Annotated in this window: 26 protein-coding genes; 4 read left to right on the top strand and 22 right to left on the bottom strand. The window is 64.7% G+C overall.

From position 1 onward, the window contains the following. The first annotated feature begins 1 nt into the window (after position 1). Genes ACIQTZ_RS03445 through map form a run of 3 tightly spaced genes read left to right on the top strand, consistent with a single transcriptional unit; the run spans position 2 to position 2827 of the window. Positions 2-946, top strand: a complete 945-nt coding sequence (locus tag ACIQTZ_RS03445) for an alpha/beta fold hydrolase (RefSeq protein ID WP_402942809.1) — start codon at positions 2-4, stop codon at positions 944-946. Next, complete coding sequence (locus tag ACIQTZ_RS03440; protein WP_402977538.1) at positions 943-2049, top strand: glycosyltransferase family 4 protein; 1107 nt, start codon at positions 943-945, stop codon at positions 2047-2049. The genes ACIQTZ_RS03445 and ACIQTZ_RS03440 overlap by 4 nt, the downstream gene beginning before the upstream one ends. Beyond that, positions 2042-2827, top strand: coding sequence for a type I methionyl aminopeptidase (map, locus tag ACIQTZ_RS03435; RefSeq protein WP_402977535.1), 786 nt, complete (start codon positions 2042-2044; stop codon positions 2825-2827). Before ACIQTZ_RS03440 ends, map begins: the two co-directional genes overlap by 8 nt. On the opposite strand, the gene ACIQTZ_RS03430 is transcribed toward map, so the two are convergent. From ACIQTZ_RS03430 to pyrR, 13 genes are all read right to left on the bottom strand, one after another. Then, entirely contained in the window at positions 2824-4905 is a 2082-nt protein-coding gene (locus ACIQTZ_RS03430) for a primosomal protein N' (protein ID WP_402977532.1), read from the bottom strand. The genes map and ACIQTZ_RS03430 overlap by 4 nt on opposite strands. Positions 4906-5068: 163 nt before the next feature. After that, the gene (gene metK / locus ACIQTZ_RS03425; protein ID WP_397321656.1) at positions 5069-6298 is read right to left on the bottom strand and encodes a methionine adenosyltransferase; all 1230 of its coding nucleotides are present in this window, start codon (positions 6296-6298) and stop codon (positions 5069-5071) included. An 88-nt stretch (positions 6299-6386) separates the two neighbouring features. Next, positions 6387-7634 carry a bifunctional phosphopantothenoylcysteine decarboxylase/phosphopantothenate--cysteine ligase CoaBC gene (coaBC, locus tag ACIQTZ_RS03420; protein WP_402977529.1) on the bottom strand — a complete coding sequence of 416 codons (1248 nt, stop codon included), beginning with the start codon at positions 7632-7634 and terminating at the stop codon, positions 6387-6389. A 27-nt stretch (positions 7635-7661) separates the two neighbouring features. Further along, positions 7662-7922, bottom strand: coding sequence for a DNA-directed RNA polymerase subunit omega (rpoZ, locus tag ACIQTZ_RS03415; protein ID WP_017197559.1), 261 nt, complete (start codon positions 7920-7922; stop codon positions 7662-7664). A 39-nt stretch (positions 7923-7961) separates the two neighbouring features. Next, positions 7962-8534, bottom strand: a complete 573-nt coding sequence (gmk, locus tag ACIQTZ_RS03410; protein WP_400332003.1) for a guanylate kinase — start codon at positions 8532-8534, stop codon at positions 7962-7964. A 21-nt stretch (positions 8535-8555) separates the two neighbouring features. Beyond that, complete coding sequence (gene mihF / locus ACIQTZ_RS03405; RefSeq protein WP_400332000.1) at positions 8556-8882, bottom strand: integration host factor, actinobacterial type; 327 nt, start codon at positions 8880-8882, stop codon at positions 8556-8558. A gap of 70 nt (positions 8883-8952) precedes the next feature. Beyond that, entirely contained in the window at positions 8953-9822 is an 870-nt protein-coding gene (gene pyrF, locus ACIQTZ_RS03400) for an orotidine-5'-phosphate decarboxylase (protein WP_402977525.1), read from the bottom strand. Further along, positions 9815-13123 carry a carbamoyl-phosphate synthase large subunit gene (carB, locus tag ACIQTZ_RS03395; RefSeq protein WP_402977522.1) on the bottom strand — a complete coding sequence of 1103 codons (3309 nt, stop codon included), beginning with the start codon at positions 13121-13123 and terminating at the stop codon, positions 9815-9817. The genes pyrF and carB overlap by 8 nt, the downstream gene beginning before the upstream one ends. After that, positions 13123-14358, bottom strand: a complete 1236-nt coding sequence (gene carA, locus ACIQTZ_RS03390) for a glutamine-hydrolyzing carbamoyl-phosphate synthase small subunit (protein WP_402977519.1) — start codon at positions 14356-14358, stop codon at positions 13123-13125. The genes carB and carA overlap by 1 nt, the downstream gene beginning before the upstream one ends. After that, positions 14339-14860 (bottom strand): hypothetical protein, encoded by a 522-nt coding sequence (locus ACIQTZ_RS03385; RefSeq protein ID WP_400331989.1) that lies wholly within the window; start codon positions 14858-14860, stop codon positions 14339-14341. Before ACIQTZ_RS03385 ends, carA begins: the two co-directional genes overlap by 20 nt. After that, a complete protein-coding gene (locus ACIQTZ_RS03380; RefSeq protein WP_402977516.1) occupies positions 14860-16209 on the bottom strand; it encodes a dihydroorotase in 1350 nt (449 codons plus the stop codon). The genes ACIQTZ_RS03385 and ACIQTZ_RS03380 overlap by 1 nt, the downstream gene beginning before the upstream one ends. Next, positions 16209-17219 (bottom strand): aspartate carbamoyltransferase catalytic subunit, encoded by a 1011-nt coding sequence (locus ACIQTZ_RS03375; RefSeq protein ID WP_402977513.1) that lies wholly within the window; start codon positions 17217-17219, stop codon positions 16209-16211. Before ACIQTZ_RS03375 ends, ACIQTZ_RS03380 begins: the two co-directional genes overlap by 1 nt. Next, entirely contained in the window at positions 17216-17800 is a 585-nt protein-coding gene (pyrR, locus tag ACIQTZ_RS03370) for a bifunctional pyr operon transcriptional regulator/uracil phosphoribosyltransferase PyrR (protein ID WP_402942845.1), read from the bottom strand. Before pyrR ends, ACIQTZ_RS03375 begins: the two co-directional genes overlap by 4 nt. Positions 17801-17955: 155 nt before the next feature. Between pyrR and ACIQTZ_RS03365 the strand changes: the two genes are divergently transcribed. Further along, on the top strand, positions 17956-19209 hold the full coding sequence (locus tag ACIQTZ_RS03365) for a PrsW family intramembrane metalloprotease (RefSeq protein WP_402977510.1): 1254 nt from the start codon (positions 17956-17958) through the stop codon (positions 19207-19209). A 67-nt stretch (positions 19210-19276) separates the two neighbouring features. Here the strand turns inward: ACIQTZ_RS03365 and nusB are convergent, their stop codons facing one another. From nusB to ruvX, 9 genes are all read right to left on the bottom strand, one after another. Continuing rightward, positions 19277-19687: a transcription antitermination factor NusB gene (gene nusB / locus ACIQTZ_RS03360; protein ID WP_400331976.1), complete on the bottom strand. Its 411-nt coding sequence runs from the start codon at positions 19685-19687 to the stop codon at positions 19277-19279. Continuing rightward, complete coding sequence (gene efp, locus ACIQTZ_RS03355) at positions 19687-20250, bottom strand: elongation factor P (RefSeq protein ID WP_021470603.1); 564 nt, start codon at positions 20248-20250, stop codon at positions 19687-19689. The genes nusB and efp overlap by 1 nt, the downstream gene beginning before the upstream one ends. A gap of 164 nt (positions 20251-20414) precedes the next feature. Beyond that, entirely contained in the window at positions 20415-20936 is a 522-nt protein-coding gene (locus ACIQTZ_RS03350; RefSeq protein ID WP_400331973.1) for a tetratricopeptide repeat protein, read from the bottom strand. Then, the gene (aroB, locus tag ACIQTZ_RS03345) at positions 20933-22024 is read right to left on the bottom strand and encodes a 3-dehydroquinate synthase (RefSeq protein WP_402977507.1); all 1092 of its coding nucleotides are present in this window, start codon (positions 22022-22024) and stop codon (positions 20933-20935) included. The genes ACIQTZ_RS03350 and aroB overlap by 4 nt, the downstream gene beginning before the upstream one ends. Beyond that, positions 22021-22587 carry a shikimate kinase gene (locus tag ACIQTZ_RS03340; RefSeq protein ID WP_400331967.1) on the bottom strand — a complete coding sequence of 189 codons (567 nt, stop codon included), beginning with the start codon at positions 22585-22587 and terminating at the stop codon, positions 22021-22023. The genes aroB and ACIQTZ_RS03340 overlap by 4 nt, the downstream gene beginning before the upstream one ends. Further along, the gene (aroC, locus tag ACIQTZ_RS03335; protein WP_402977504.1) at positions 22587-23786 is read right to left on the bottom strand and encodes a chorismate synthase; all 1200 of its coding nucleotides are present in this window, start codon (positions 23784-23786) and stop codon (positions 22587-22589) included. The genes ACIQTZ_RS03340 and aroC overlap by 1 nt, the downstream gene beginning before the upstream one ends. A gap of 26 nt (positions 23787-23812) precedes the next feature. After that, on the bottom strand, positions 23813-24667 hold the full coding sequence (locus ACIQTZ_RS03330; protein WP_402977960.1) for a shikimate dehydrogenase family protein: 855 nt from the start codon (positions 24665-24667) through the stop codon (positions 23813-23815). Continuing rightward, positions 24664-26385, bottom strand: coding sequence for an endolytic transglycosylase MltG (gene mltG, locus ACIQTZ_RS03325; protein ID WP_402977501.1), 1722 nt, complete (start codon positions 26383-26385; stop codon positions 24664-24666). Before mltG ends, ACIQTZ_RS03330 begins: the two co-directional genes overlap by 4 nt. Further along, positions 26382-26972, bottom strand: coding sequence for a Holliday junction resolvase RuvX (ruvX, locus tag ACIQTZ_RS03320; RefSeq protein WP_400331959.1), 591 nt, complete (start codon positions 26970-26972; stop codon positions 26382-26384). The genes mltG and ruvX overlap by 4 nt, the downstream gene beginning before the upstream one ends.

Here is a 26972-nt window from a genome sequence, read left to right as displayed (position 1 = left end):
AATGGAAAAAGTGGACACCGCGCATCCCGTTGGGGGTGCACAGGCCCCCGTCGAGTTCTTCAGCAAGTCCTTGGCAGCCCGCACAGCCGCTTCCGATGTGGACGTCGATGGCAGCACCGTGGCCTATTGGACGTACCAACCGGTCAAGGCTACCGACAAGACACGGACCATCCTGGTCATCCACGGCTTCCGGGGCGACCACCACGGCTTGTTGCGGGTGGCTGACCTGCTCCCGGAGATGCGCATCATCATGCCGGACCTCCCGGCCTTCGGCAGCTCCGAGCCGTTCGTGGACGACGAACACAGTGTAGAGCGCTACGGTCGCTTCATTGAAGGCTTCATGGAGGCCTTGGGGCTGGGCCCGGAAACGGTCCTTCTTGGACATTCCTTCGGATCGATCGTGGCAAGCCATTTCGTGGCAAGCCATCCGGGCGCGGTGTCTCCCCTGGTACTGGTTAATCCCATAGCCGCGCCGGCCCTGGAGGGACCCAAGGGCGTCATGACCAAGCTGGCGGTCTTCTACTACCAGGCCTCGGCAAAGCTTCCCCGTCGCCTTGGCCTTGCCATCCTGCGGAACCGCGCAATCGTCCGGATCATGAGCGTCACCATGGCCAAGACCAAGGACAAGCAGCTGAGGCGCTTCATCCACGGCCAACACGACGCCTACTTCAGCGCCTTTGCCGATCGGAACAGCCTTTTGGAATCGTTCAAGGCCTCCGTCTCCGGCACCGTCGCGGACGTGGCAGAACAGCTCAACCTCCCTGTGCTGCTGGTCGCCGGCGAAAAGGACGAAATTGCCACCTTGCCCAACCAGTACAAACTGCTGGAACGCCTCCCGGACGGGACGCTGGACGTGATTCCCGGCGTCGGGCACCTGATCCACTACGAAACGCCCGAACCGGCAGCTGCTTCCATCCGAACCTTCCTGGAGGAACATCCCGCGTGAAAATCGTCATCGACGCCCGCTTTACCAGGACAGACCACCACGACGGCATCAGCCGCTACGGCTCAAGCCTCATCGCAGCGACCGCGAAGATCGCCGACGTGACCATGCTCATCAATGACAAAAGGCAGCTTGCCCTGTTGCCCGACGTTCCGTGGGTCATGGTGAACAGCCCGCTCTCTCCCCTGGAGCTGTTCGTGGCACGGAAAGTCAATCCACTGGGCGCCGACGTTGTGGTCTGCCCCATGCAGACCATGGGCTCGTGGGGTCGGCAGTACAGCTTGATCCTGACCCTGCATGACCTGATCTACTACGAGCACCCCGCGCCGCCGGGCTTCCTTCCGGCACCGGTCCGCCTGCTGTGGAGGCTTTACCATAAGGCGTACTGGCCTCAGCGCGTGCTGCTGAACCGGGCCGAAGTGGTGGCCACCATCAGCCGGACCACCGAGGCACTCATGGCGAAGTACCGGCTCACGCGCCGCCCTGTCCGGATTGTCGGCAACGCCCCGCAGCCGGGACAGACGCCACGGGATCCGGCGGACGGCGCGGACAAATCCCTGCTTTATATGGGCTCGTTCATGCCGTACAAGAACGTGGAGACGATGATCCGCGGCATGGCCGGGCTCCCCGACTACACCCTGCACCTGCTCAGCCGCATCACGTCCCAGCGCAGGGCGGAACTGGAAGGGCTGATTCCGGACGGCGCCAAGGTGGAGTTCCACAACGGAGTCACCGACGACGAATACGAGGAGCTCCTCCTCCGGGCCACCGCGTTGATCAGCCTGTCGCGGGCCGAGGGTTATGGCCTGCCCTTGGTCGAAGCGATGGCTTTGGGCACGCCGGTGATCGCGAGCGACATCCCCATCTTCCGGGAAGTGGGTGCTGACGCCGTCAGTTATGTGGATCCCGGGTCCCCTGCGGACTTTGCCGCCGCCGTGGCTGCCTTGGATGACGAAGCCCTGTGGCAACAGCGGTCGCGCCGTTCCGTGGAGCGGGCAGCGGACTTTAACTGGGACGAATCCGCGCGGCAGCTGCTTGCTGCAGCGGAGGAAGCCGTCGCCCTGCGCAAACGCAATGCCCCAAAGCGAAAGATCACCAATGATTGAAATCCTGAGCCCCTCCGAAGTCGCCAAAGCGAAAGTCACCGGCGCACTGGTTGCCGACATCCTTCAGTCGCTGAAGAACCGCGCGACCGTTGGCACCAACCTGTTGGACATCGACCGCTGGACCAAGGACATGATCGTCGAAGCCGGAGCCGAATCCTGCTACGTCGACTACGCCCCCTCGTTTGGCCGGGGTCCCTTCGGCCACTACATCTGCACCGGAGTCAATGACGCCGTGCTCCACGGCCTGCCCCACGACTACGCGCTTGCGGACGGCGACCTCCTCACTCTGGACCTCGCGGTCACCAAGAACGGAATCGCGGCAGACGCGGCCATCAGCTTCGTGGTTGGCACCTCGGCGCGTCCCGAAAGCCTGGCCATGATCGACGCGACGGAACGTGCCCTCGCAGCAGGCATTGCCGCAGCGGTCCCCGGCGCACGGATCGGCGATTTGTCCTACGCGATCGGCTCGGTCCTCAAAGACGCCGGCTACCCCGTGAACGTAGAGTTTGGTGGGCACGGCATCGGATCAACCATGCACCAGGACCCGCATGTTCCCAACACCGGCAGGCCGGGGCGTGGCTATGAGCTCCGTCCAGGACTGCTGCTGGCCCTTGAGCCGTGGGTCATGCAGGACACGGCGAAACTCGTGACCGATGCCGACGGCTGGACCCTCCGGAGCGCCACAGGTTGCCTGACGGCCCACACAGAGCACACCATCGCCATTACCGAGACAGGCGCGGAAATCATGACGCTTCCCACAGGCTCGTCCAGGCACTAGAGGACATCCACTCCGTCAAGCCGCAACTGGACGGGCCCGTGCATGCGCTTGGCTGCGTTGGCGGCCTTGACCGCCCGCATCGCCTGGGTGGCTGCGGCAGCTTCACCGTACGGGATGAAGAACAGCGTGCGGACATCGGCGTCGGGCTCCGATGCACCGGCGCCGTGCAGCTGTACCGGGGCAGGACCAACGCTCCGCAACGAATCCGTTGGCCGATTGAGCGCGGCGGTGAGTGTTTCCGAAAACGACACGACGTCTGTCCGGGGGCCGGTGACGGAAGCCACCCGCACCGCCGGAGGCAACTGCAGCTCCTTCCTCAGGGCAAGTTCACGGGATGCGTAACCCGTAGCATCCCAGCGAAGCAGGGCCCCCGTGGCCGTGGTGTCGTCGGCGGTGATGACCACCAGTCCTCCTTGGCCCGCTGGACGCACCAGGGCGGCCGCGTTGAACCACCGGCGAACTGTGTCCTCGCCCGACCGCAGGTTTTCCCGGCGCAACAGGGAATTCCCGTCCAGGAGCAACGCCGCCGCGTAACCCTCCGGGGCTACGGGTTCGGCACCCACTGTGGCCACAACCAGGGCGGGCGACCCCGGCACGGTCGCCTTGATGTGCTCGCCGGATGAGGTAATGACTGTGTGCCCGGGAAAGGCCCTGCCAAGTTCTTCGGCGGTCCGGATGGCACCCGTGGCACCGCGCCTCAAGTGGACGCCATTGCAGTGCGCACAACGCCACTGCGGAGCCGGCGTAGAACACCAACGGCAGGCAGGCAGGGCGGAGCCGCTGGATGTTGCCAACGGGCCCTGGCACACAGTGCAACGGGCCGGCTCGCGGCACGTTTGGCAAACGAGGGACGGTGCGTAGCCTGCCCGGGCCACCTGGACCAGGACCGGGCCCCGTTCCAAGCCTTCTTTCGCGGCTTTCCAGGCCGCCCCGGGAAGGCGCGCAACGCGTGCCAAGGGATCGCGTTCCTGTTCGAAGCTGTCCGCCGTGTTCAGTACCCGCGGCGCCGTGGCGCGGACGGCTACCCGCGGGGCCTCGATGGGCACCGCCCACTGAAGCTCCACGAGCCGTTGCAGCTCGGTGCTGCGGCTATGCGAAGCAAGCAGGCAGGCCGTATCTTCCTGTTCCGAGCGCAGCAACAGGATCTCGCGCGTGTGCGCGTACGGCGCCCGTTGATCGATGTGCAGGTCATCGCCGTCATCCCAGCACACCATCAACCCGGGATTGCGCACTGGCGCGTAGGCGGCCGAGCGGGTGCCGATGGCCACTCCCGCCTGGCCCATCAGGAGCCTCAAGAAGTTCCGGTACCGTGGCGTCTGACCGTCGTCGGCGGTCAAACGTGCAATATCGGTGGCGGGCAAGACCTCCGCCAACGCCGCCTCAAGTCGCTCCAGGTCCCGGTAGTCCGGAACCACCACCACGGCGCCGCGGCCGGAACTGCGGACAGCGGCCACGGCCGAGGCCAGCATTGCCGGCCACCCGTGGTGGCCAAAACCCTGGAGAGCGGTCAGCACGGCCCTGGGTGTGCCGCCCGCAGCCAGATGCCGCAGGAACGGCGTCCCATTGGTGTAGGAGGTCCACGACCCGGCGTCCACCACCGGAGCGGTTGCGGTGACATCCTGCTCCGGGGTCTCCAAAGCTTCCTTTTCCACCTTCGCTACCCGTGGCGGAATAGCCGTCCGCAGGACGTCGCTGAGGGTTCCGGCGTACCGGGCAGCCACCGCGGCAGCGAGGCGGCTGATGGCCGGCGTCATCACTGCCACCGGTGACACGACTTTGTGGAGGGGGATCAGACCATGCCCCGCGTCGGAGACCTGACGCCTTTCGGCAATGTAGCCATTCAGTTCCTGCCCGCTGAACTTCACCTTGACCCGCACACCCGGGACGGCCGTCTCTGCGAGCTCGATGGGGACGGCGTAGTCGAAGGTCCGGTCCAAATGCGGCAAGGGAGACTCCAGGACCACCCGCGCAACCGGGTCCACGGCTGCGAGGGGCGGCCCCTTGACGGCTGGCTTCGTCGGAAAGCCCTGCAGCAACGACGGCTGAAGCAAAGACGGCTGGATATCCTGTTCCGCCATTTACTCCGCCTCCATCCTGTGATCAGTTCTGCCCCGTGATCAGTTCTGCCTGTCCGCCGGTCAACGCAGGATGCCCGCAGTGGGATCGACCCACTGCGGGCATCTCTGGCTCAAGCCAATCACGGGCCACCGACATTAAGGCAATCGACGGCGGCTCCGAAGGTCAGGCGTTGAAGAACTCCTTGAGGTCCGCTACGCGGTCAAGGCGTTCCCAGGTGAAGTCCGGCTCATCGCGGCCGAAGTGGCCGTGGGCCGCCGTCTTGGCGTAGATGGGGCGCTTCAGGTCCAAGGCGTCGATGATCGCCCGCGGGCGGAGGTCGAAGATCTCGTTGATGGCCTCGCTGATGCGTGCCGGATCCACGGTCTCCGTACCGAAGGTCTCCACGTAGGTACCAACCGGCCGTGCCTGCCCGATCGCGTAGGCGATCTGGATTTCGGCGCGCTTGGCAAGTCCTGCGGCCACCACGTTCTTCGCGACCCAGCGCATGGCGTACGCCGCGGAACGGTCCACCTTGGACGGGTCCTTGCCGGAGAAGGCGCCGCCGCCGTGGCGGGAGAATCCGCCGTAGGTGTCCACGATGATCTTGCGCCCGGTCAGTCCGGCGTCACCCACGGGTCCGCCGATCACGAAGGCACCGGCAGGATTCAGGATGTTCGCCACACGCGAGAGGTCAAGGTTGGCTGCTGCCAGGACAGGATCGATGACGTGGCTTGCCAGATCGGCACGCAACTGCTCCAGGCTCGCGTCCTCTGCGTGCTGGCTCGAAATGACCACCGTTTCAACGGAAACCGGCCGGTCGCCGTCGTACCCTACCGTGACCTGGGTCTTGCCGTCGGGCCGCAAGTATGCGAGTTCGCCGCTCTTGCGGACTTCGGTAAGCCGCTCGGACAAGCGGTGCGCCAACCAGATGGGAGTCGGCATGTAGGAGGCGGTCTCGTCGCTTGCGTAGCCGAACATGATGCCCTGGTCGCCGGCGCCCTGGAGGTCGTAGTCGTCTTCCTGGCGTCCTTCACGGGCCTCGAGCGAGTTGAACACGCCCCCGGCGATGTCGTTGGACTGCTGGCCGATTGAAACAGAAACGCCACACCGTGCGCCATCGAAGCCATTGGCAGAGGAGTCGTAGCCGATGCCGAGGATGGTCTCGCGGACAATCTGCGGAATCTCCACATAGGCGTCGGTGGTGACCTCACCCGCCACGTGCACCAGGCCGGTGGTGGCCATGGTTTCAACGGCCACACGTGACTCGGGGTCTGCAGCGAGCAGCGCGTCAAGGATGGAGTCGCTGATCTGGTCGCAGATCTTGTCCGGGTGTCCCTCGGTGACCGACTCGGAAGTGAAGAGCCGGAGCTTGGACGGGGTGCCATGGTGTTCATGGTGAAGCGGTAAAGTCACTCGACCACCTTACTGGGTTACGGGGCGGCGGCATTTGCCGTGTGTCCCTATGCTAAGAGTTCTTTGCTTCGGCCTGCGCCGCCGGCAGCTAGGGTGCCGGGAACACCCGGGCCAGTTCCGCGCCCACACGGTCAACGACGGCGGCGGCGACGTCGGCCTTGGAGCCGGAGGCCGACTGGGGTTCGGCCCCGTGACCGGAGAGGATGACCACAGAATTGTCATCCTGGCCAAAGACCCTGCCGACGCCTACCTGGTTGACCACCAGGAGGTCACAGCCCTTGCGTTTGAGTTTGGCGGTGGCATGCTCCAGGACATCGCCTTGTGCGTCGCCGGTTTCCGCGGCAAAACCCACGATGACCTGCCGGCCACCCGCGACATTGCGCCGTTCCACCAGTTCGTGGAGGATGTCCGGGTTGCGTACCAGCCGCACCATCGGAGCGTCCTCGCCGTCGACCTTCTTGATTTTGGTGTCCGAAACATCCGCGGGGCGGAAGTCCGCAACGGCGGCTGCCATGATGACGACGTCGGAATCGACTGCCGCTTGAAGCGCCGCTTCGCGCAGCTCCAGGGCAGACTCGACGCGGACCAGTTCGACGCCGGCGGGCGGCTCGACATCCATATGCGCTGCGAGGAATCTCACAGTAGCTCCAGCCGCCAGCGCCGCAGCGGCCAAGGCCGCCCCCTGCTTTCCGGAGGAGCGGTTTCCAAGGAAACGGACGGGATCCAAGGCCTCCCGGGTACCCCCGGCAGATATGGTGACCACCTTGCCCGTGAGCGCTCCTGGGTGGCGAGGCGTTGCCGGCAGGCTTTCAGCTCCGGCCAAAGCGATGGCGGCTGCGAAGATCGCTTCCGGCTCCGGCAGCCTTCCGGGGCCGGAGTCCGCTCCGGTGAGCCGGCCGCTGGCCGGCTCCAGGACGGTCACGCCACGGCTGCGCAGGGTTTCGACGTTTGCCTGCGTGGCTGCATGCTGCCACATTTCCGTGTGCATGGCCGGCGCGAAGAGGACCGGGCCGTGGGCCATCAGGAGGGTGTTCGTCAGGAGGTCTCCCGCCTGTCCCGTTGCCGCCTTGGCCAGGAGGTCGGCGGTAGCTGGTGCAACGACGATCAAGTCGGCCTCGTGGCCGAGCCTGACGTGGTTGACCTTCTCGACATCGTCGAAAACGCTGTTGCTGACGGGGTTGCCGGAGAGCGCCTCCCAGGTGGCCACACCCACAAATCGGGTAGCCGCCTCCGTTGGGATGACGGTGACCTTATGGCCGGCTTCAGTAAAAAGCCGGAGGAGCGATGCAACCTTGTAGGCTGCGATCCCTCCCCCGACTCCGAGGACTATGCGCACGTGACCTCCGTCAACAGGCAGTCAGTCTTACTCTGCGGGCTCGATCGGGGTGGAGACCAGGAGGCCTTCGTTGATCTCGCGCAGGGCGATGGAGAGCGACTTCTCGTTCAGCTTGGTATCGACCAAGGGGCCGACGTATTCGAAGAGGCCCTCATGCAGCTGGGCGTAGTAGGCGTTGATCTGACGGGCACGCTTGGCGCCGAAGATCACCAGGCCGTACTTGGAATCGGCAGCCTCAAGCAGCGAGTCGATCGGCGGGTTGATGATGCCTTCAAGGTTCGTGGACACGAAATCTCCAAATTCTAGCGGGCCGACAAGTGCAAGCGCTTAGCGCTGGTGCGGGGTAAGCCCCATGAGTGAAACAAGCTCGTCCGCTGCCCGGCGAACGTCGTCATTGATGACTGTGTGGTCAAACTCCGGTTCAGCAGCAAGTTCCAGTTTAGCGGTTTCCAGCCTCCGCTGCTGTTCGTCGGGAGTTTCGGTGCCGCGGCCCACCAGGCGGCGGACCATTTCGTCCCAGCTCGGGGGTGCCAGGAAGACGAAATTGGCATCCGGTACGGCTTCCTTCACCTGGCGCGCACCCTGGAGGTCGATCTCCAACAGAACGGACTTGCCCTCGGCGATGGCTGCGTTGACGGTGCTGCGCAACGTGCCGTAGCGGTTGTGTCCGTGGACCACGGCCCACTCCAGCAATTCACCGTCCGCGATGAGGGAATCGAATTCCTCGGCGGACTTGAAGAAGTAGTGGACGCCATCCTTCTCACCGGGCCGGGCCGCGCGGGTAGTGGCTGATACTGACAGCCAAACCTCTGGATAGTTGTCCCTGATGTAGGTGGATACGGTTCCCTTGCCAACAGCAGTTGGGCCTGCAAGGACAGTCAGTCCAGGTTTCGTGCTCACGGATTCCTTCGGGGAGATGCGTCAATCGCTTTGTTGGGTATCCATAAAATCTACCAGCGCGCGGGCCTGGTGAATTCCCAGGCCCCTGATCCGCCGCGATCCGGCTATACCTATATCGGCCATGATCGCGGCGGCCCGGACAGGGCCAATGCCCGGGAGCGCCTCCAGCAGTTCGATGACACGCATCCGCGCGATGGCCTCATCAGAGGTGCCCGATGAGATCAGTTCGGCGATGCTGACCTCACCCCGCTTGAGCCGCTCCTTGGCTGCAGCGCGGGTAGCCCGCGCCTTGGCAGCCTTTTCCAAAGCGTCGGAACGCTCCTGCGGGGTGAGTTCTTTCAAAGCCATGGCCAAACTCCCGTTCAAGAGGAACTGTGACACGGATCACGCGACTGATGCTGAACCTACCGGCAGCAGCCTAGGCGCGCAAGCCGCCCAGGGTTTCCTCTGTTGCCGCCCGAAGGGCAGCGACCGTGGGTCCGGCTGCGAGGATTCCGCGGCTGGACGTGGCAAGGACTGCCGGGTAGGCCGAACCGAACGTTGCGCGCAGGTCCGCCGGAGTGGCTCCCTGGGCGCCAAGGCCGGGAGCCAGAATCGCGCCCTTGACCGGCCCAAGATCAATTCCGAGGTCCTCAAGGGCGGAACCGATCGTGGCTCCCACTACAAGGCCAACCGATCCCAGGGCGCCAGCGTAGCGTGCATTTTCGGTCGCAGCAGCAGCAATAATCCGCCGGGCTACCGAGTCATCTCCGCCAACATGCTGGACGCTCTTGCCTTCCGGATTCGACGTCAGTGCAAGCACGAACACTCCCCTGCCGTACTCCGCTGCGAGCTCCAAGGCAGGCCGCAAGGACTCAAAGCCCAAGTAGGGGCTCAGCGTGACCGAGTCGGCTGCCAAGGACGAACCATCGCGGAGCCAGGCATCCGCGTACGCCGCCATGGTGGAGCCGATGTCTCCGCGCTTGGCGTCGGCGATGCTCAAGACTCCGGCCTCTTTGGAAGCTGCCAGGGTGCGTTCCAGGACCGCCATACCGGCGGATCCGTGGCGCTCGTACAGCGCCACCTGCGGCTTGACGGCGGCAGCGAGGGAAGCCACCGCCTCCACCACAGTGAGCGAAAAGCGTTCCAGCCCGGCGGCGTCGTCGTTCAGTCCCCAGTCCGCCAGCAACTGAGGGTGCGGGTCAATGCCAACGCACAACGGACCGCGGGCGTCCATGGCCGCCGCCAGCCGGGAGCCGAACGATTCCCGGGCCGGCTGCAGTTCGGGTGTTACGCCGGACTCAGGCATTGGCGGCCTCAAAGGAAGCAGCCAGGTTGGCCGCGTGCTCCTGCAAACTCGTCACGGACCACTCGTAGGTGCGCAGCGCTTCGATCGCCTGGACCGCAGCGTTGAACTCCGCCACCGTGGTGATGCAGGGAATGCCGATCGAGGTTGCCGCAGCCCGCAGTTCGTATCCATCGCTGCGCGCTTCGCCGCCGGACGGGGTGTTGAACACCATGTCGATTTCCCCTGCCACGACGAGGTCCGCGATGGTTCCCTCCCCCTCGGCGCTGCTGCCCTCGGCCACCTTGCGAACAGGCGTTGCCTGGATGCCGTTGCGGCGCAGGACGTCCGCGGTCCCGCCTGTGGAGACAATCTCGAAACCGAGGTCCGACAGGCGCTTGACGCCCATGATCACGGACCGCTTGTCCCGGTTGGCCACCGAGACGAAGATCTTGCCACCGGTGGGCAGGGCGTTGTTCGCGCCCGACTGGCTCTTCGCGAAAGCGGTATCGAAGTGCTTGTCGATGCCCATGACCTCGCCCGTTGAACGCATCTCGGGGCCGAGCAGGGAGTCAACAACCTTGCCTTCCGGAGTGCGGAAGCGGCTGAACGGCAAAACGGCTTCCTTGACGGCGACCGGGGCGTCGAGCGGAAGCGTGGAACCGTCGCCGGACTCCGGCAGCATCTTGTACGCGCTGCGGAGCTGGTTGATGGTCACGCCCGTACCGATCAACGCGGCGGCCTTGGCCATCTGCACGCCCGTCGCCTTGGAGACGAACGGAACGGTACGGGAGGCGCGCGGGTTCGCCTCGAGGACGTAGAGGACATCCGATGCCAGGGCGAACTGGATGTTGATCAGGCCGCGGACGCCCACACCTTCGGCGATGGCGCGCGTAGCAGTACGGACGCGCTCGATCACGTTGTTGCCCAAGGTGATCGGGGGCAGCACGCACGCGGAGTCACCGGAGTGGACTCCGGCTTCCTCGATGTGCTCCATGATGCCGCCCAGGTACATGTCCGTGCCGTCGAAGAGCGCATCGACGTCGATCTCCACCGCGTCTTCGAGGAAGCGGTCGATCAGCACCGGGTGCTCGGAAGTGATTTCCGTTGCGTTGGCGATGTAGCGGGACAGGTTGGCTTCGTCGTAGACGATCTCCATGCCGCGGCCGCCCAGGACGTAGGACGGACGGACCAGGACGGGGTAGCCGATCTCGTCGGCGATCTTCTTGGCGTCCTCGAAGGAGACCGCGGTGCCGTTCTTCGGGGAGGTCAGGCCGGCCTCATCCAGGACACGGGCGAAGGCGCCGCGGTGCTCTGCGAGGTCGATCGCTTCGGGCGAGGTGCCCAGGATGGGGACACCGGCGTCGGCCAGCTGCTGGGCCAGCTTCAGCGGGGTCTGGCCACCGAGCTGGACGAACACTCCCATAACGCCACCGGTGCGCTCCTCGGCGGCGATGACCTCGAGGACGTCCTCGAGGGTCAGCGGCTCGAAGTAGAGGCGCGTGGAGACGTCGTAGTCAGTAGAGACGGTTTCCGGGTTGCAGTTGACCATGACGGTCTCGTAGCCGGCCTTGCGCAGCGCCATGGAGGCGTGGACGCAGGAGTAGTCGAACTCGATGCCCTGGCCGATGCGGTTGGGCCCGGAGCCGAGGATGATGACAGACGGCTTGGAGTGCAGTCCTACCTCGTCTTCCTCGTCGTAGGCCGAGTAGTGGTACGGCGTGTAGGCGGCGAACTCGGCGGCGCAGGTGTCCACCGTCTTGTAGACCGGGCGGATACCCAGGGCCTGGCGGACACCGCGGACAACGGCCTCCGAGTTGTGCGTGAGGGCACCGATCTGCTCGTCGGAGAAGCCGTGGCGCTTGGCGGTCCGCAGCATGTCTTCGCTGAGGACGCCGGCCTTGCGGATCTCCTGTGCCGTCTCGTTGAGCAGCTGAAGCTGGTCCAGGAACCACGGATCGATCTTGGTGGCCGCGAAAAGGTCTTCCACCGTGGCACCGCCCAGGAGGGCGCGCTGCACCTGGTGGAGGCGGTCCGTGGTGGGGCGCTTGGCGTTCTCGATGAGCTCCGCGACCAGGTACTCGGGGACGGAGCTGAAGTCCAGCTGCGAGCCCTTCTGCTCGAGGGAGCGAAGGGCCTTCTGCAAGGCTTCGGTGAAGTTGCGGCCCATGGCCATGGCTTCGCCCACGGACTTCATGGTGGTGGTCAGCGTGTTGTCCGCCGCCGGGAACTTCTCGAACGCGAAGCGCGGAACCTTGACCACGACGTAGTCGAGGGTGGGCTCGAAGGATGCAGGGGTCTTCTGCGTGATGTCGTTGGGGATCTCGTCCAAGGTGTAGCCGAGGGACAGCTTGGTGGCGATCTTGGCGATCGCGAAGCCGGTTGCCTTCGAAGCCAGGGCGGATGAACGGGATACACGCGGGTTCATCTCGATGACCACCACGCGGCCCGTGGCGGGATCGATGGCGAACTGGATGTTGCAGCCACCGGTGTCCACACCGACTTCGCGGATCACGGCGATGGCCACGTCGCGGAGCTTCTGGTATTCGCGGTCGGTCAGCGTCAGGGCAGGTGCGACGGTGATCGAGTCACCGGTGTGCACGCCTACGGGATCGAAGTTCTCGATGGAGCACACAACAACGACGTTGTCGTTCTTGTCGCGCATCATCTCGAGCTCATATTCCTTCCAGCCAAGGATGCTCTCTTCGAGCAGTACCTCAGTGGTGGGGCTGTACTGGAGGCCCTGGCCAACGATGCGGCGGAGGTCGTCCTCGTTGTACGCCAGGCCGGAGCCCAGGCCACCCATGGTGAACGACGGCCGGACCACCATGGGGTAGCCGAGGTCCTCGGCAGCCTTGAAGGCCTCGTCCATGGTGTGGATGATGTGGCTGCGTGCCGATTCGGCGCCACAGCGTTCCACGACGCCCTTGAACTTCTCGCGGTCCTCGCCGAGCTCGATCGCGGCGATGTTGGCACCGATCAACTCCACGTTGTACTTCTCCAGGACGCCGTTCTTGTCCAGGGCAATCGCGGTGTTCAGTGCGGTCTGGCCACCCAGCGTCGGCAGGACGGCGTCAGGACGCTCCTTGGCAATGATCTTCTCGACCACCTCGGGCGTGATGGGCTCCACGTAGGTGGCATCCGCGAACTCGGGGTCGGTCATGATGGTGGCCGGGTTGGAGTTGACCAGGATGACGCGCAGGCCTTCGTCCTTCAGGACGCGCAGGGCCTGGGTACCGGAGTAGTCGAACTCGGCGGCCTGGCCGATGACGATCGGGCCGGAACCGATGACAAGGACGCTCTTGAGATCTGTACGCTTGGGCATTACTTCTGGTCCTCAGTCTTGGTGTCGGTGGAGTTTGCGGCTTTCGTGTCGGCCATGAGGTCGATGAAGCGGTCGAAGAGGTACGCGGCGTCGTGCGGGCCCGCAGCTGCCTCGGGGTGGTACTGGACCGAGAAGGCCGGAATGTCGAGGCAGGCGAGACCCTCCACGACGTCGTCGTTCAACGAAACGTGGCTGACCTCAACCCGGCCGTAGCGCTCTTCCGGGGCCACAGTGGCGCCGTTCATGGGCGCGTCCACAGCGAAGCCGTGGTTCTGGGAAGTGATCTCCACCTTGCCGGTGCGGCGGTCCATGACCGGCTGGTTGATGCCGCGGTGTCCGTAGCGCAGCTTGTAGGTGCCGAAGCCAAGCGCGCGGCCCAGGATCTGGTTACCGAAGCAAATGCCGAAGTACGGCAGCTTCTCGTCCAGCACCGAACGGAGCAGGGTCACTTGGTGGTCCGCGGTGGCGGGGTCTCCGGGCCCGTTGGACATGAAGAAGCCATCCGGGCTGACGGCGTTGACGTCCTCGAGCGTGGCGGTTGCCGGGAGGACGTGCACGCGGACGCCGCGCTCCGCGAAGCGGACCGGGGTCATGGCCTTGATGCCGAGGTCCACCGCGGCGATGGAGAAGCGCGGTTCGCCGTCCCAGCCGTGGTCCTTGGGCTCCACCACGTAGGCTTCGTCGATGCTGACTTCCTCAGCCAGGGCTGCGCCTTCCATGGGGGCGCTGGCCAGGACGGTCTCCAGCAGTTCCTTGTCCGAGGCCTGGGCGGCCTCGCCGGAGAAGATGCCGGCGCGCATGGTCTTGTGCTCACGCAGGTGCCGGGTAATGGCGCGGGTGTCCACGCCCCGGATGCCCACGATGCCCTGCTCCACCAGTTCGGCGTCGAGGGAACGCTCGGAGCGCCAGTTGGAGGGGCGGCGTGCGGCGTCGCGCACGATGTAGCCCGCAACCCAGATCTTGCGGGACTCAGCGTCTTCGCTGTTGACGCCCGTGTTCCCGATGTGCGGGGCCGTCTGGACCACCAGCTGGCGGGCGTAGGAGGGGTCCGTGATGGTCTCCTGGTAACCGGTCATACCGGTTGCGAAGACGGCTTCACCGAGGGCTGTGCCTTGGGCGCCGTAGCTCCGGCCGCGGAACATGCGGCCGTCTTCGAGCACCAGAACGGCTGCTGAGGGGGTTGGTGTGGTGGCTGCGTTACTGTCCGTCACTTTGTTACTTTCCACTATCGGCATCTGCCTGAGGGGCTGCGGAGATCAATTCTTGAAGGGCTTCGAGGAGGAGCTGCTGGTCTGCGGATTGCCTGGATCTGAAGCCGGTGTCCAGTTCCCGGTCCCCCAGCTTCCAGCTGATGACCAGGAGTCCGTCCTTCTCGACGAACTTGCCGGCCATCCCGGCGTCCCTGCGGACGTCGGTCACGGCCGCGCGGGGGATGAACACCGGAGCTGCTCCGGGGCGGTCGAACAGCACGCCTTCGGCGTGGATGCTCAACTCGGCGTTGGTCCGGATTCCCAGCCCCTGCACGGCGATGCGGTCCAGCCAGTCGCCTGCCGTGGTGGTCGCAACATACTGCCCCTCGGCCACCACTGTGGCCGGTTCCAGTTGCTGCGGCACGTCCGGGAGGCGTTCGACGTCGGACTGTCGCCTGAGGCGGTTCCGCCACCCCAGCCCGATCATCGCCAGGATGACGAGGATCAAAGCCACGGTGATGACCGCTGAGAGGGTCTGGGTGTCCATCAGGCGCCGCTGACCGCCGCGGCAGGGGTATCGAGGTTTCCCGGGTACCGGTAAGGCGTGTTCAGTTGGCCGTCGAGGACCGTCGGGTGGCCCTTGAAGAACGTGGCAACGACTGATCCGGGCAGTTCCTTGCCCTTGAACGGTGAATTGCGGCCCATGGTGGCCATTTTATGGGGGTCCACCGTCCAGCGCGCAGCCGGGTCCACCAGGATGACGTTGGCCGGCTCACCTTCGTCCAAGGGACGGCCCTGGTCGGCGACCCGGCCGATCTGCGCCGGAGTGAAGGAGGTAACCCTCGCGAAGTCGGCCCATGTCATGAGGCCGGTTTCGATCATGGTTGCCTGCACCACGGAAAGTGCGGTTTCCAGGCCTGTCATGCCCATGGCGGCCTGTGCCCATTCGCATTCCTTGTGCTCGCTCGGGTGCGGCGCGTGGTCCGTTCCCACCACATCGATGGTTCCGTCGGCCAGGCCTTCGCGGAGCGCCTGGACGTCCGCGTCCGTGCGGAGCGGCGGGTTGACCTTGAACACGGGGTCGTAGCTGCGGACCAGTTCGTCGGTGAGGATGAGGTGGTGCGGGGTGACTTCCGCCGTGACGTTGATGCCGCGGGCCTTGGCCCAGCGGACGATTTCAACGCTTCCTGCCGTTGACACGTGGCAGATGTGCAGGCGCGAACCCACGTGCTGGGCCAAAAGGACATCGCGGGCGATGATGCTTTCTTCGGCGACAGCCGGCCAGCCGGCCAGTCCCAGGACGGCCGAGACGGCGCCTTCGTTCATCTGTGCCCCGGCGGTAAGGCGCGGTTCCTGCGCATGCTGGGCCACCACGCCGTCGAACGCTTTGACGTATTCCAGGGCGCGGCGCATGAGGACGGGATCATGAACGCAGATGCCATCGTCGGAGAACATCCGTACCTGCGCGCGGGAATCGGCCATGGCACCCAGCTCTGCGAGCTGTTCCCCGGCAAGTCCGACCGTGACCGCACCCACGGGGCGGACATCCACCCAGCCCGAAGCCCGGCCCAGGCTGTGGACCTGCTCCACGACGCCCGCGGTATCTGCCACGGGGTTGCTGTTGGCCATGGCGTGGACGGCAGTGAAGCCGCCCAGGGCTGCCGCACGGGTACCGGTCTCAACCGTCTCTGCGTCTTCCCTGCCCGGCTCGCGAAGGTGGGTGTGGACGTCCACCATACCGGGGAGGGCGATCAGGCCGGCCGCGTCGATGACAGTGGCATCGTCAGCTGCCAGGTCCTTGCCACGTGCCGCGATGAGCCCGTCACGGATCAGGAGGTCTTCGGCTTCGCCGCCAAGAATGGCGGCCCCGCGGATCAGGTAGGTATCACCGGACATCAGTTGTTCTCCTTGGTGGACGGGGTGGTTGCAATGGGGGCTGCCTCGCGGGTGTCTCCCGAAAGCAGCAGGTAGAGGGCGGCCATCCGCACGGAAACACCGTTCCGGACCTGGGCCAGCACGGTGGAACGGGGAGAGTCCGCGGCCGCCGAGGAGATCTCCAGGCCCCGGTTCATGGGACCCGGGTGCATGATGATGGTGTCCTTCATGCCCAGGTCATCCAAGGTTTTCAGGCGTGCGTCGTCGAAACCCCAGCGGCGTGAGTACTCGCGGGTAGACGGGAAGAAGGAAGCGTTCATGCGTTCGCCCTGGACCCGGAGCATCATCATGGCGTCCACGCCGGTTTCGAGGGTCTCGTCGAGGTTGTAGCTGACCTTGCAGGGCCAGTGTTCGACGCCGATGGGCAGCAAGGTGGGTGGCGCAACAAGCGTGACATCGGCGCCCAGGGTACGCAGCAGCCACACGTTGGACCGGGCCACCCGGGAGTGCAGGACATCGCCGGCGATGGCCACCCGCATGCCTTTCAGGTCCGCGCCGGAGGAAGCCGTCCCGTTGATCTGCGACCAGTGGCGGCGCATGGTGAAGGCATCCAGCAAGGCCTGCGTGGGGTGTTCGTGGGTACCGTCTCCGGCGTTGATCACCGCGGCATCGATCCAGTCGGTAGCGGCAAGTCGGTGCGGAGCCCCGGATGCCCAGTGCCTGATCACCACGGCGTCGGCACCCATGGCGGCCAGGGTCTGTGCCGTGTCCTTGAGGGACTCCCCCTTGGAGACCGAGGAGCCTTTGGCAGCAAAGTTGATGACGTCCGCGGACAAGCGCTTGGCCGCGGCCTCGAAGGAGATGCGCGTCCGCGTGGAATCCTCAAAGAAGAGGTTCACCACCGTACGGCCGCGAAGGGCCGGAAGCTTCTTGACCTCGCGGTCCCCCACGGCGGACATTTCCTCGGCGGTGTCCAGAACGCGGATGGCGTCCGCGGCGCTGAGGTTCTCAGTGGAAAGAAGGTGCTTCACTTACCTGCCTCGATCACTACTTCGTTGATGGGTTCGCCGTCCACGGAATCGATCTCTTCGAGGCGCACGCGGACCTTCTCTGAAGATGACGTGGGAAGGTTCTTGCCCACATGGTCCGCCCGGATGGGCAGCTCACGGTGACCCCGGTCCACCAGGACTGCGAGGCGCACGATCCTGGGCCGACCCAGGTCAACCAGGGCATCCAACGCCGCACGGATGGTACGTCCCGAGTAAAGGACGTCGTCAATGAGGACAACAACTTTGTTGTCGATGCCGGAGAGGGGAAGGCGCGTGTGGTGCGGTGGCCGCGTGGGCTGGTGCGAGAGGTCGTCACGGAACATGGTGACATCAAGCTGGCCGACAATGGTTTCGGCGCTGACCGCGGGATCGGCCGCGGCAATTTTGTTGGCCAGGCGCACGGCAAGTGGATAGCCGCGGCGGGGAATGCCCAACAGGACCAGGTCCTGGGAGCCTTTGTTGGCCTCGAGGATCTCATGGGCGATACGAGTGAGCGCACGGTCGATGTCCGCCTGGTTGAGGACAACCCTGGACGGAACCTGCGCTGAAGTAACTTCAGTCATCGCTCGTCTCCCCTTTCCCCGCCTCACAGGACGGAATTAAAAAAGGAATATTTGCGTTTCAAAGCTACCACAGGCACCCCGGCGCCCTCACCGCATGACCCGGGCAGCGGTGAGTTTAACCTCACATCCCCAACGCGTGGAATAGGCTCGGGACCATGACCAGCAACTTCCCCGGCAACCCTGGCGGCCCGCGGCACGATCCTGGGTCCATGCCGGGCGGGTCCCCCAATCCCACCTGGATCGGCAGGGTGCAGCCAGGCAACTACCAAACGGCCCCCGGGAATCCAGGCGCGCTTCCCCAACAGTCCTGGGCCAACCCGGCCCGCGCCCAGCCCCGACGGAGTTGGGGTTTGATCCCGCTGCTCCTGGTGGGTGCCGTCCTGGTTTTCGGAAGCCTCCTCCTGGTGATCCCTTTCCTCCTGGGAAACACCGGCGTCACCGGCTTCGTGATCGGCTTTGTGGCTTCGCTGGTTCCGCTGTCCGTGGTGTTGTTGACCGTACGGTTCATTGACCGCTGGGAGCCCGAGCCCAAGCGCCTGCTGTGGTTCGCGTTCACCTGGGGAGCCGCCGTCTCCATTGCCGCGACGCTCTTGATCCAACCTGTGTTTGCCTTGGCAGCTCCCACCACCAGCGAAGAGGCCTTCACCTACTTCATGGCTACGGTGCAGGCTCCCATCGTGGAGGAATTCAGCAAGTCCCTTGGCTTGCTGGTACTCATCCTCGCGGCACGGAAATACTTCGACGGTCCGGTGGATGGCGTGGTCTTCGCCTTCACCATCGCCGCCGGCTTCGCCTTTACGGAGAACATCCTGTACTTCGGCCGCGAGATCGCCTCATCCTCCGAGCCGGGTGCAGACCTGGTCCGGATCTTCATCCTGCGTGGGGTCATGTCGCCCTTTGCGCACGCCATCTTCACCGGGACCACCGGGCTCATCATGGGATTCGCCGCACGGAAATGGCACACCGGCTACGCGGTCCTGGCGTTCTTCATAGGCCTGCTCCCCGCAATGTTCCTGCATAACCGCTGGAACAGCATGGGCCAGGACTTCCTGGCCGAGTACTTTGTGGTCCAGGTACCGATCTTCCTGGTGGCCGCCGTGGGCATCATCCTGCTTCGCCTCGCCGAAGGAAAGCTCACACGCCAACGCCTGCAGGAATATGCCGCTGCTGGTTGGTTCACGCCGGTGGAGGTGGAGATGCTGTCAACCGCCCGGGGCAGGAGGCAAGCCATCGGATGGGCTGCCACCCGCGGCCGCTCGGCCCCCATGCGCGACTTCATCAAGGCCGCCACGGCTTTGGCTTTCACCCGCCAGCGGATCCTGAGCGGACGCGACGTCCAGCTCCATCAAAGGGACGAACTGGAGCAGCTGCGGGCCATTCCGGAGTTCCGCAAGGCTGTCCTGGGGTAGGCATACAGAAGGGCCCGCTTTCCGGCACGCACGGTGCGGGAAAACGGGCCCTTCTTGGGCAGTACAGCTAGGCCAGCAACGATGGCTTGAGCTTCTGCAGCCGCCCCAGCAAACCGTTGATGAAGGCCGGCGATTCATCAGTGGACATGGTCTTGGCCAAGGCCACGGCTTCGCTGACGGCCACACCATCAGGAACGTCGTCGTTGTACAGCAGCTCCCAGGCGCCGATACGCAGGATGATGCGGTCCACGGACGGCATCCGCTCCAACGTCCAACCCTGCGCGTAGGTCTGCAGGAATTCGTCGATGGTGGGCTGCATGGACACAACACCCTCCACGATTTCCACCGTGTACGGGTTAACAACGAGGTCAGTCTTCTCCCGGCGCGCCTTCAGCGCGTCGAAAGCCGAGACCGAGCGCTGCTCGGCTTCGAAGAGTACTTCCAGGGCCCTGTTACGGGCCTTACCGCGGGCGCTCACTAGTCGTTGACCCGGCCCAGGTAGCTGCCGTCGCGGGTGTCGACCTTGACCTTGGTGCCCTGCTCGACGAACAGCGGAACCTGGATCTCGTATCCGGTCTCGACCGTTGCCGGCTTGGTGCCCGCGGACGAGCGGTCACCCTGGAGGCCGGGCTCGGTGTACGTGATTTCGAGGACGACGCTCGGCGGGAGTTCAATGTAGAGCGGAGTGCCCTCGTGGATGGCGATGTTCACCATCTGGTTCTCCAGCATGAAGTTGGTGGCATCGCCCACAGTTGCGCCGGATACGTGGATCTGGTCGTAATCGCTGGTGTCCATGAAGACGAAGTCTTCGCCATCCTGGTACAGGTACTGGTAGTCGCGGCGGTCAACCGTGGCGGTCTCGATCTTGAGGCCGGCGTTGAACGTCTTGTCCACAACCTTGCCGGACATGACATTCCGCATCTTGGTGCGGACGAAGGCGCCGCCCTTGCCCGGCTTGACGTGCTGGAACTCAATGACGTTCCAGAGCTGGCCCTCGAGCTTCAGTACGGTTCCGTTCTTGATGTCGTTTGTGGTTGCCACTCGTATCCTCTGGTTTCTCTCACTGGTCAAAGCTAAGTTCTAGCTTCCAGCCGTATGCCAAGCCGGCATGCCACAATGGCCGGCCAGCGCGTATTTATCAAAAATCCAAGAACCATTCTAACGGCAATTGGAGGGTGGCCCGTCATCGGGCAGCAGGAAGCGGCCTAGGAAGCCACTTCCACCACGTCGCGGGCACGCTGCAAGGCCACGGCGGAGGAATAGATCAAGGCCGCGTCGGCCGCCATGGCTACCCGCAGGTCCAGGGCCTTCGCGAACTCTTCTGAAGCCGCGACGGCGTTGCCGCTGACGAAGTAGGCACGCCCAAGGTACTGATGGACCACGGCTTCCTTGCTGCTGCCATGGACTTCATTAAGGAGTTGGCGGAACAGCTGAACGGCACGGTCGTGCCTGTTGGTGGCACGGTGGACTTCGGCTTCGAAGATCCTCAGGCGAAACGACTCGGGGTCCTTATAGCGTGCCTCGGCGAGCAGTTCGGCAGCTTCCTTGGGCTGGTTCTCCAGCAGGAGTGCCATGATGCGGTCGGCGGGATCTTCGGACACAGCGAGGGCGGACTCCATCGCGTCCTCGTTCACCACCACCGGGAGGAGTGTGTCCGGGTTCATCCGGACTCCGGGGAAGCCGGCTGTTGGCCAGTCGCTGATGCCTTCGCTGAGGGTGGCCGTCATGATGCGATCTCCTGGTAGGCGGCAAACAGCAGAGAGGTGTCCGGAACATCCAGGATGCCGGGCTTGGCCACCCCGTCCAGGACCACGAATCGAAGAAGGTCGCCGCGGGACTTCTTGTCGCGCCGCATGCCGTCCAGCAAACCCTGCCAACGGTCCTTGCGGTAGGTGATGGGCAGGCCCAGGCTCTCCAGGATGGTCCGGTGCCTGTCGGCGTCGGCATCCGTGAGACGGCCAACACTGCGGGAGAGTTCCGCGGCGAACATCATGCCGACGGAGACCGCCGCGCCATGCCGCCAGGAGTAGCGCTCCACGAGTTCAATGGCGTGCCCCAAGGTGTGGCCGTAGTTCAGGATCTCACGCAGCCCGGATTCCTTGAGGTCCTGGGAAACAACCTTGGCCTTGACCGCGATGGCCCGCTCGATCAACTCCCGGATCACCGTCGATCCCGGATCCGTCACTGCGTCCGTGTTCTTCTCCACGAGGTCCAAAATGGCGGGGTCCGCGATGAAGCCGCATTTGATGACTTCGGCCATGCCCGAAATGAGTTCGTTCCTGGGGAGCGTCTGCAGTGTGTCCAGGTCCGCGAGCACAGCGGCAGGCGGGTGGAACGAACCCACGAGGTTCTTGCCTTCCGCGGTGTTGATGCCGGTCTTGCCGCCGACAGAAGCGTCCACCATGCCAAGCAGGCTGGTGGGCATGTGGATGACCTTGACGCCGCGCAGCCAGGTGGCAGCAACGAATCCAGCCAGGTCCGTGACCGCACCACCGCCAACGGCGACGACTGCGTCCGATCTTGTGAAGTCGTTTTGCCCCAGCACCTGCCAGCAGAAGGCGGCTACCTGGATGTGCTTGCCCTCTTCGGCATCGGGGATCTCGGCTGTCAGGGCCGTGAAGCCTGCGGCCTCAAGTTCGGCCCGGACGGTATCGCCGGTCAGCCGAAGGGCCCTGGGGTGGATCACCAGGACACGGCGGACGCGCTCCCCGAGCTTGGCCGGAAGTGTTTCCAGCAATCCCCGTCCCACCACGACGTCGTAGTTGTCCGAGGCGTTTTGCCCGGTGACCTTGATGACAGTTGCTTCGTTGCTCACTTTTCAACTTCCTCTTTCAAGGCTGCGTACTCGCGCAGCCGCTCCTCCAGCAGGAGGGCGATTTCCGTCACGGATCCCGACCGGACATCCAGGACGATGTTGGCGAGGCGCTCGTAGACAGGCTTTCGGGCGGCGAACAAGGCCTCCCAGCGGGACATCGCGTCGCCCTGCAGCAAGGGGCGGCCGGTGTTCCGCGCAATACGGTCTGCAACGGTTTCGGCATCGCATTCCAAGTACACAACAGTGCATTCTTCAAGCAACTGCTGCGTCCCCGAGTCAAGGACTGCTCCCCCACCGAGCGAAATGACGGCGGGCAGGACCTTGGCTGAATCGATGGCTTTGGCCACTGCCCGCGCTTCGAGTTCACGGAACGCGTGTTCGCCGCGGCCCGCGAAGATGTCTGCAATGCTGCCGTGCGCGGCCACCACTACAGCGTCCGTATCCACGAAAGGTATGTCCAACTGTTGCGCCAACTGCACGCCAATGGCGGATTTTCCTACCGCCATCGGACCAACCAGGACAACGGGACGGCCTGCGCGGCCGCCCTGGATCGCGCCCGCCACTACCGGCCGACCGAGTCCAGGGTAGCCGGGATGCTGTCCAGGTAGCTCTGCAGGTTGCGGGTGGTCTCCGCCACGGAGTCGCCGCCAAACTTTTCGGTGATGGCCTCGGCCAGCACCAGCGCCACCATGGCCTCTGCAACGACGCCTGCCGCCGGCACCGCACACACGTCCGAACGCTGGTGGTGCGCCTTGGCCGGCTCACCGGTGCTGACGTCGATGGTGCGCAGCGCGCGCGGAACGGTGGCAATGGGCTTCATGGCCGCACGGACCCGGAGTACCTCACCAATGCTCATGCCGCCTTCGATGCCGCCTGCACGGTTGGTCTGCCGGATGATCTTGCCGTGCTCATCCATGACGATTTCGTCGTGGGCGGCCGATCCACGGCGCGCAGCGGTCAGGAAGCCATCGCCAACTTCCACACCCTTGATGGCTTGGATGCCCATGAGGGCTGCCGCCAGGCGTGAATCGAGGCGACGGTCCCAGTGGACGTAGCTGCCAAGTCCGGGCGGGAGTCCGTAGGCCAGGACTTCAACGACGCCGCCCAGGGTTTCCCCTTCCTTGTGGGCCGCATCCACCTCAGCCACCATGGCGTCCGAGGTCTCACGGTCGAAGCACCGCAACGGGTCCGCATCCAGGGCGAGTACGTCACCCGGAAGCGGCAAAGGCCGGCCTTCAGGAACGGAGACGCTGGCAATGGAAACGGTGTGACTGACCAGTTCGACGCCAAGTTGCTTCAGAAACTGCGCCGCTACCGTACCCAGTGCCACGCGGGTGGCGGTTTCCCGGGCACTCGCACGTTCAAGCACAGGACGTGCTTCATCAAACCCGTACTTCTGCATACCGGTGAAATCGGCGTGACCCGGACGCGGACGCGTCAAGGGGGCATTGCGTGCCTGGTCCGCCAGGAGCTCCGGATCCACCGGATCCGCGGACATGATCTGTTCCCACTTGGGCCATTCGGTGTTGCCCACCTGGATGGCAACGGGACCACCTTGGGTGACACCGTGACGGACACCACCCATGATGGTCACTTCGTCCTGCTCAAACTTCATGCGGGCGCCACGGCCATAACCAAGGCGGCGACGCGCCAGCGCGTCGCGGATCTGCCTACTGGTGAGTTCAACACCGGCAGGCACGCCTTCAACTATTCCGACCAGAGCCGGACCGTGGGATTCACCGGCTGTCAACCAACGCAACATATAACCAATCCTGCCATGTAAGGCCTCTAGAACACTCGCCGGGGAAGCCCGACTGAGTCGCACATCACATCTATGACGGCGGCATCCACGTCGCATCCGCTGAAAAGGCGGATCTGTTCTGCCGCTTGGTACATCAGCATTTCAAGCCCTGGAACCACGGCTCCGCCGTGCCCATGCCACACCTCGGCAAGGCGGCTCGGCCAGGGGTCGTAGGCGACGTCCAGCAGCACCCCTCCCCCGGTTCCGGGCTGGTCCGCCAACTCGTCCGCCAGGGCATCGGCGGCACGCGGCGGGAAGGTAGAGATCACCAGGTCGCTCGCGGCCACCGCTGTTGAGGCTTCCGTGAGCGGACGGACCGCAAGTGAAATCCCGACGGCGGCCGCAGCCGCTTGGGCTTCGACGGCACGGGAGACATCGCGGACGAAGACATCGACGTGTCCCGCCCCCATCTCCTGCACCGCTGCGATCGCGGCCGCGGAGGTTCCGCCACCGCCCAGGATGGCTGCGTGGGGCGTCGTTGCCAGACCGGCGTAACGGACAGCTTCAATAATGCCTGCGACGTCGGTGTTGTATCCGACACGGCGGACGGAACCGCCGTCGAGGTCAAATGCCACGGTATTGAGCACGCCCAAGTGGGCGGCCGCACCGCGGACCTCGTCCACCTCTGCCACCATTGCCGTCTTCAGCGGCATGGTTACGGACAGACCGCACCACGAGCCATCTCCGCGGACCGTTTCCATGAAAGCCGGAAGTGATTCCACCGTCACGTCGATCGCCGAATAGCCGATGTCCACACCGAGTTTCGCGTACGCGGCGGAATGCATCGCCGGAGACTTCGAATGTGAGATCGGATGGCCAAGGACAGCAGCCCGGCGGCTCACACACACCGTCCCGGATTGGCCGCGCACCAGGCGTTATATTGCTCGACGTAGCCGCTGTGCTCCGCCAACGTCTTGGAGAACTTGGTCTCCTTGGTGTCCAGGTTGATGGTCACCCAGTACAGGTAGTCGTTGGCAGTGGGCTTGGCGGCGGCATCGATTGCGGTCTTGCCCGGCGAACCGATGGGGCCCGCAGGAAGTCCAACATTCGCATACGTGTTGTAGGTGTTGGACTTGTCGGCCTTCTCTTCGTCCGTCAGGTGGAAGGACTTCTTGCCGAGGCCGTAGGTCACCGTGGCATCGGACTGGATGAGACCGTTGGTTTCCTTGTTGTCCGGCTTGAGCCTGTTGTAAATTGCGCCGGCCACGTTTCCGTAATCGGCCTGGCCACCTTCTGCCTGGACGATGCTCGCGATGGTCACGACGTCGTACTGCTTGGCCTGGTCCGTGATGCCCTGCGCCTTGAGTTCGTCCAACGTGGCTGTGACGAGGGCCTGGATGATGTCCTTGCCGGACGTACCCAGCGGGAAACGGTACTCACCCGGCGCAAGGAAGCCTTCAAGGTTCTTCGCCTTGGCCGGCAGCCCGAATTGTCCGGGTGCCTGGTTGAACGCATTGAGTTGCTGGAGCGGGATGCCCGAACCCTTGGAGATCGCGTCGAGCGACTCATTGATCCGGAGGCCCGCGCTCAGGGCGAAGTAGATGACCTTGGACGAATCCTTATTGGAAAGGATTGCGACGGCATCGGAGTTCTTCATCTCCGTCTTGAAGGTGAAGTCGCCCGGAGACAAGACACCGCCTTCCGCGGTGAAAGCCTTCACGAAGCTGTCGGCATCGGCCACGACCTTCTTCGACACCATATCCGCGGCAACCTGCTTGGGACCGGCACCTTCGGGCACCGTGACGGTGACTGAACCGGAACCCGGCCCCGGATAGTCGGTCACCTTGTCCATGCCCAGGAGCGGTTTGAGGAACTGGGCGCCGATCACGATGGCGGCGACGAAAACACCGAGGGTGATGAGCAGGGCGAGCACACGACGGCGGCGGCGCGCCTTGCGGGCAGCTGCTTTGCTCACCGGGCTTTCCATGGCCGGAATCAACTCATGGGCGTGGTCTTCAGGATGGTGGTCATCGGGATGGGCTTCATGATGCTCGTCGTAGGCGTAGTGCGCATCGTGCCCGGCATGGATGTCCCCGCCGTGATGGACTTCGTGGTCCACGTAATCGTGGTGTCCCTGGTCGGCGGCGTCGCTGCCATGGCCTGGATCGCCCGCGGAGTGGCCGGCATAGACGGGGGCCACGACCGGCATATGGGTGGTGGCCTCGTGAGGCTCAGGCTCTTCCGCAATGGACGGAGCTGCTTCGGGTGCAGGCGGAACGGGTTTCGGCAGATCCTCGGACTGGGCTTGCGCGGCCGGACGGGGCTCCGGCTCGGCTGCCGGCGGAGCAGGCTCCGCTGCCGGCGGGGTGGGCCGGGCTGCGGGAGGTGCCACGGAGGGACGCTGCGCAGCTGCGGCATTGGGGACCGCAGGTACGGGACGGGGAAGTTCGGGCTCCACTTCCGCCGAGGCGCCCGCCTCGCCTGGCGTGGCTTCGGGAACGGGCACCACGTTCTGGTTTTGCGTGGCAAGGAATCTTTCCCTTGCGCGCAACTCCTTGCGGGTCAGCGGCATGCCACCGCCCCCCGTACCGTTGGAGGGGTCGTTGTTGACCGGGCTCACAGTTGCAGTCCCCTCGTAGAAGAATCTGGATCACTGCCGGAGGCAGCCCGCAGCGTTGGGGCACTGCTGGGTGTTTCGGACTGCGCCCGCGCCTGCACGCGGCGGCCAACGTCCGTTCCTCTGGCTCTTTGCATGTCGATCGCGTGCTGGAGTATTCCAGCAGCAGCAACCTGATCAACCACTTTACGGTGGTTCTTGCTGCTCATGCCAGCTTCGTGCAGGTTGCGGTGCGCCGTCACGGTGGTCAAGCGCTCATCCACGAGGTTGACGGGAACATCCATTTCCGCCCGCAGCAAGGCCTCCGCCAACAGTTCGGCATACTCGGATGCCATTTGTGCCGATGCGCGCTCCTCGCCTTTCATGGTGCGCGGAAGGCCCACCACAATCTGGACGGCGCCGAGCTCGGCCGCCTGCTTCACCACGACGCGGATGTCCGAGTTCTTCTTTGCGTCCCGTCCGACGGTCTTGAACGGGGTGGCAAGGATCCCGTCGGGGTCGCAGATGGCGAGCCCTACGCGGACGGTGCCGACGTCCACCCCCAGCTTGATGCCCCGGGGGTAGACGTCGCCGCTGCTACTGGAACCCAC

This window comes from Paenarthrobacter sp. NPDC090520 (assembly GCF_044769205.1).
GTDB lineage: Bacteria > Actinomycetota > Actinomycetes > Actinomycetales > Micrococcaceae > Arthrobacter.
The sequence above is the reverse complement of the archived record's forward strand: the minus strand, read 5'-3'. Positions and strand labels throughout refer to the sequence as shown.

Coding starts and splice junctions, on each gene's coding strand:
- ACIQTZ_RS03385 (WP_400331989.1), bottom strand. CDS start 14,860: ATGGACACCCAGACCCTCTCAGCGGTCATCACCGTGGCTTTGATCCTC.
- aroC (WP_402977504.1), bottom strand. CDS start 23,786: ATGTTGCGTTGGTTGACAGCCGGTGAATCCCACGGTCCGGCTCTGGTC.
- pyrR (WP_402942845.1), bottom strand. CDS start 17,800: ATGACTGAAGTTACTTCAGCGCAGGTTCCGTCCAGGGTTGTCCTCAAC.
- ACIQTZ_RS03430 (WP_402977532.1), bottom strand. CDS start 4,905: ATGGCGGAACAGGATATCCAGCCGTCTTTGCTTCAGCCGTCGTTGCTG.
- mihF (WP_400332000.1), bottom strand. CDS start 8,882: ATGGCTTTGAAAGAACTCACCCCGCAGGAGCGTTCCGACGCTTTGGAA.
- ACIQTZ_RS03350 (WP_400331973.1), bottom strand. CDS start 20,936: ATGACGGCCACCCTCAGCGAAGGCATCAGCGACTGGCCAACAGCCGGC.
- ACIQTZ_RS03380 (WP_402977516.1), bottom strand. CDS start 16,209: ATGTCCGGTGATACCTACCTGATCCGCGGGGCCGCCATTCTTGGCGGC.
- map (WP_402977535.1), top strand. CDS start 2,042: ATGATTGAAATCCTGAGCCCCTCCGAAGTCGCCAAAGCGAAAGTCACC.
- carB (WP_402977522.1), bottom strand. CDS start 13,123: ATGCCCAAGCGTACAGATCTCAAGAGCGTCCTTGTCATCGGTTCCGGC.
- ACIQTZ_RS03445 (WP_402942809.1), top strand. CDS start 2: ATGGAAAAAGTGGACACCGCGCATCCCGTTGGGGGTGCACAGGCCCCC.
- ACIQTZ_RS03365 (WP_402977510.1), top strand. CDS start 17,956: ATGACCAGCAACTTCCCCGGCAACCCTGGCGGCCCGCGGCACGATCCT.
- pyrF (WP_402977525.1), bottom strand. CDS start 9,822: ATGCCTGAGTCCGGCGTAACACCCGAACTGCAGCCGGCCCGGGAATCG.
- carA (WP_402977519.1), bottom strand. CDS start 14,358: ATGCCGATAGTGGAAAGTAACAAAGTGACGGACAGTAACGCAGCCACC.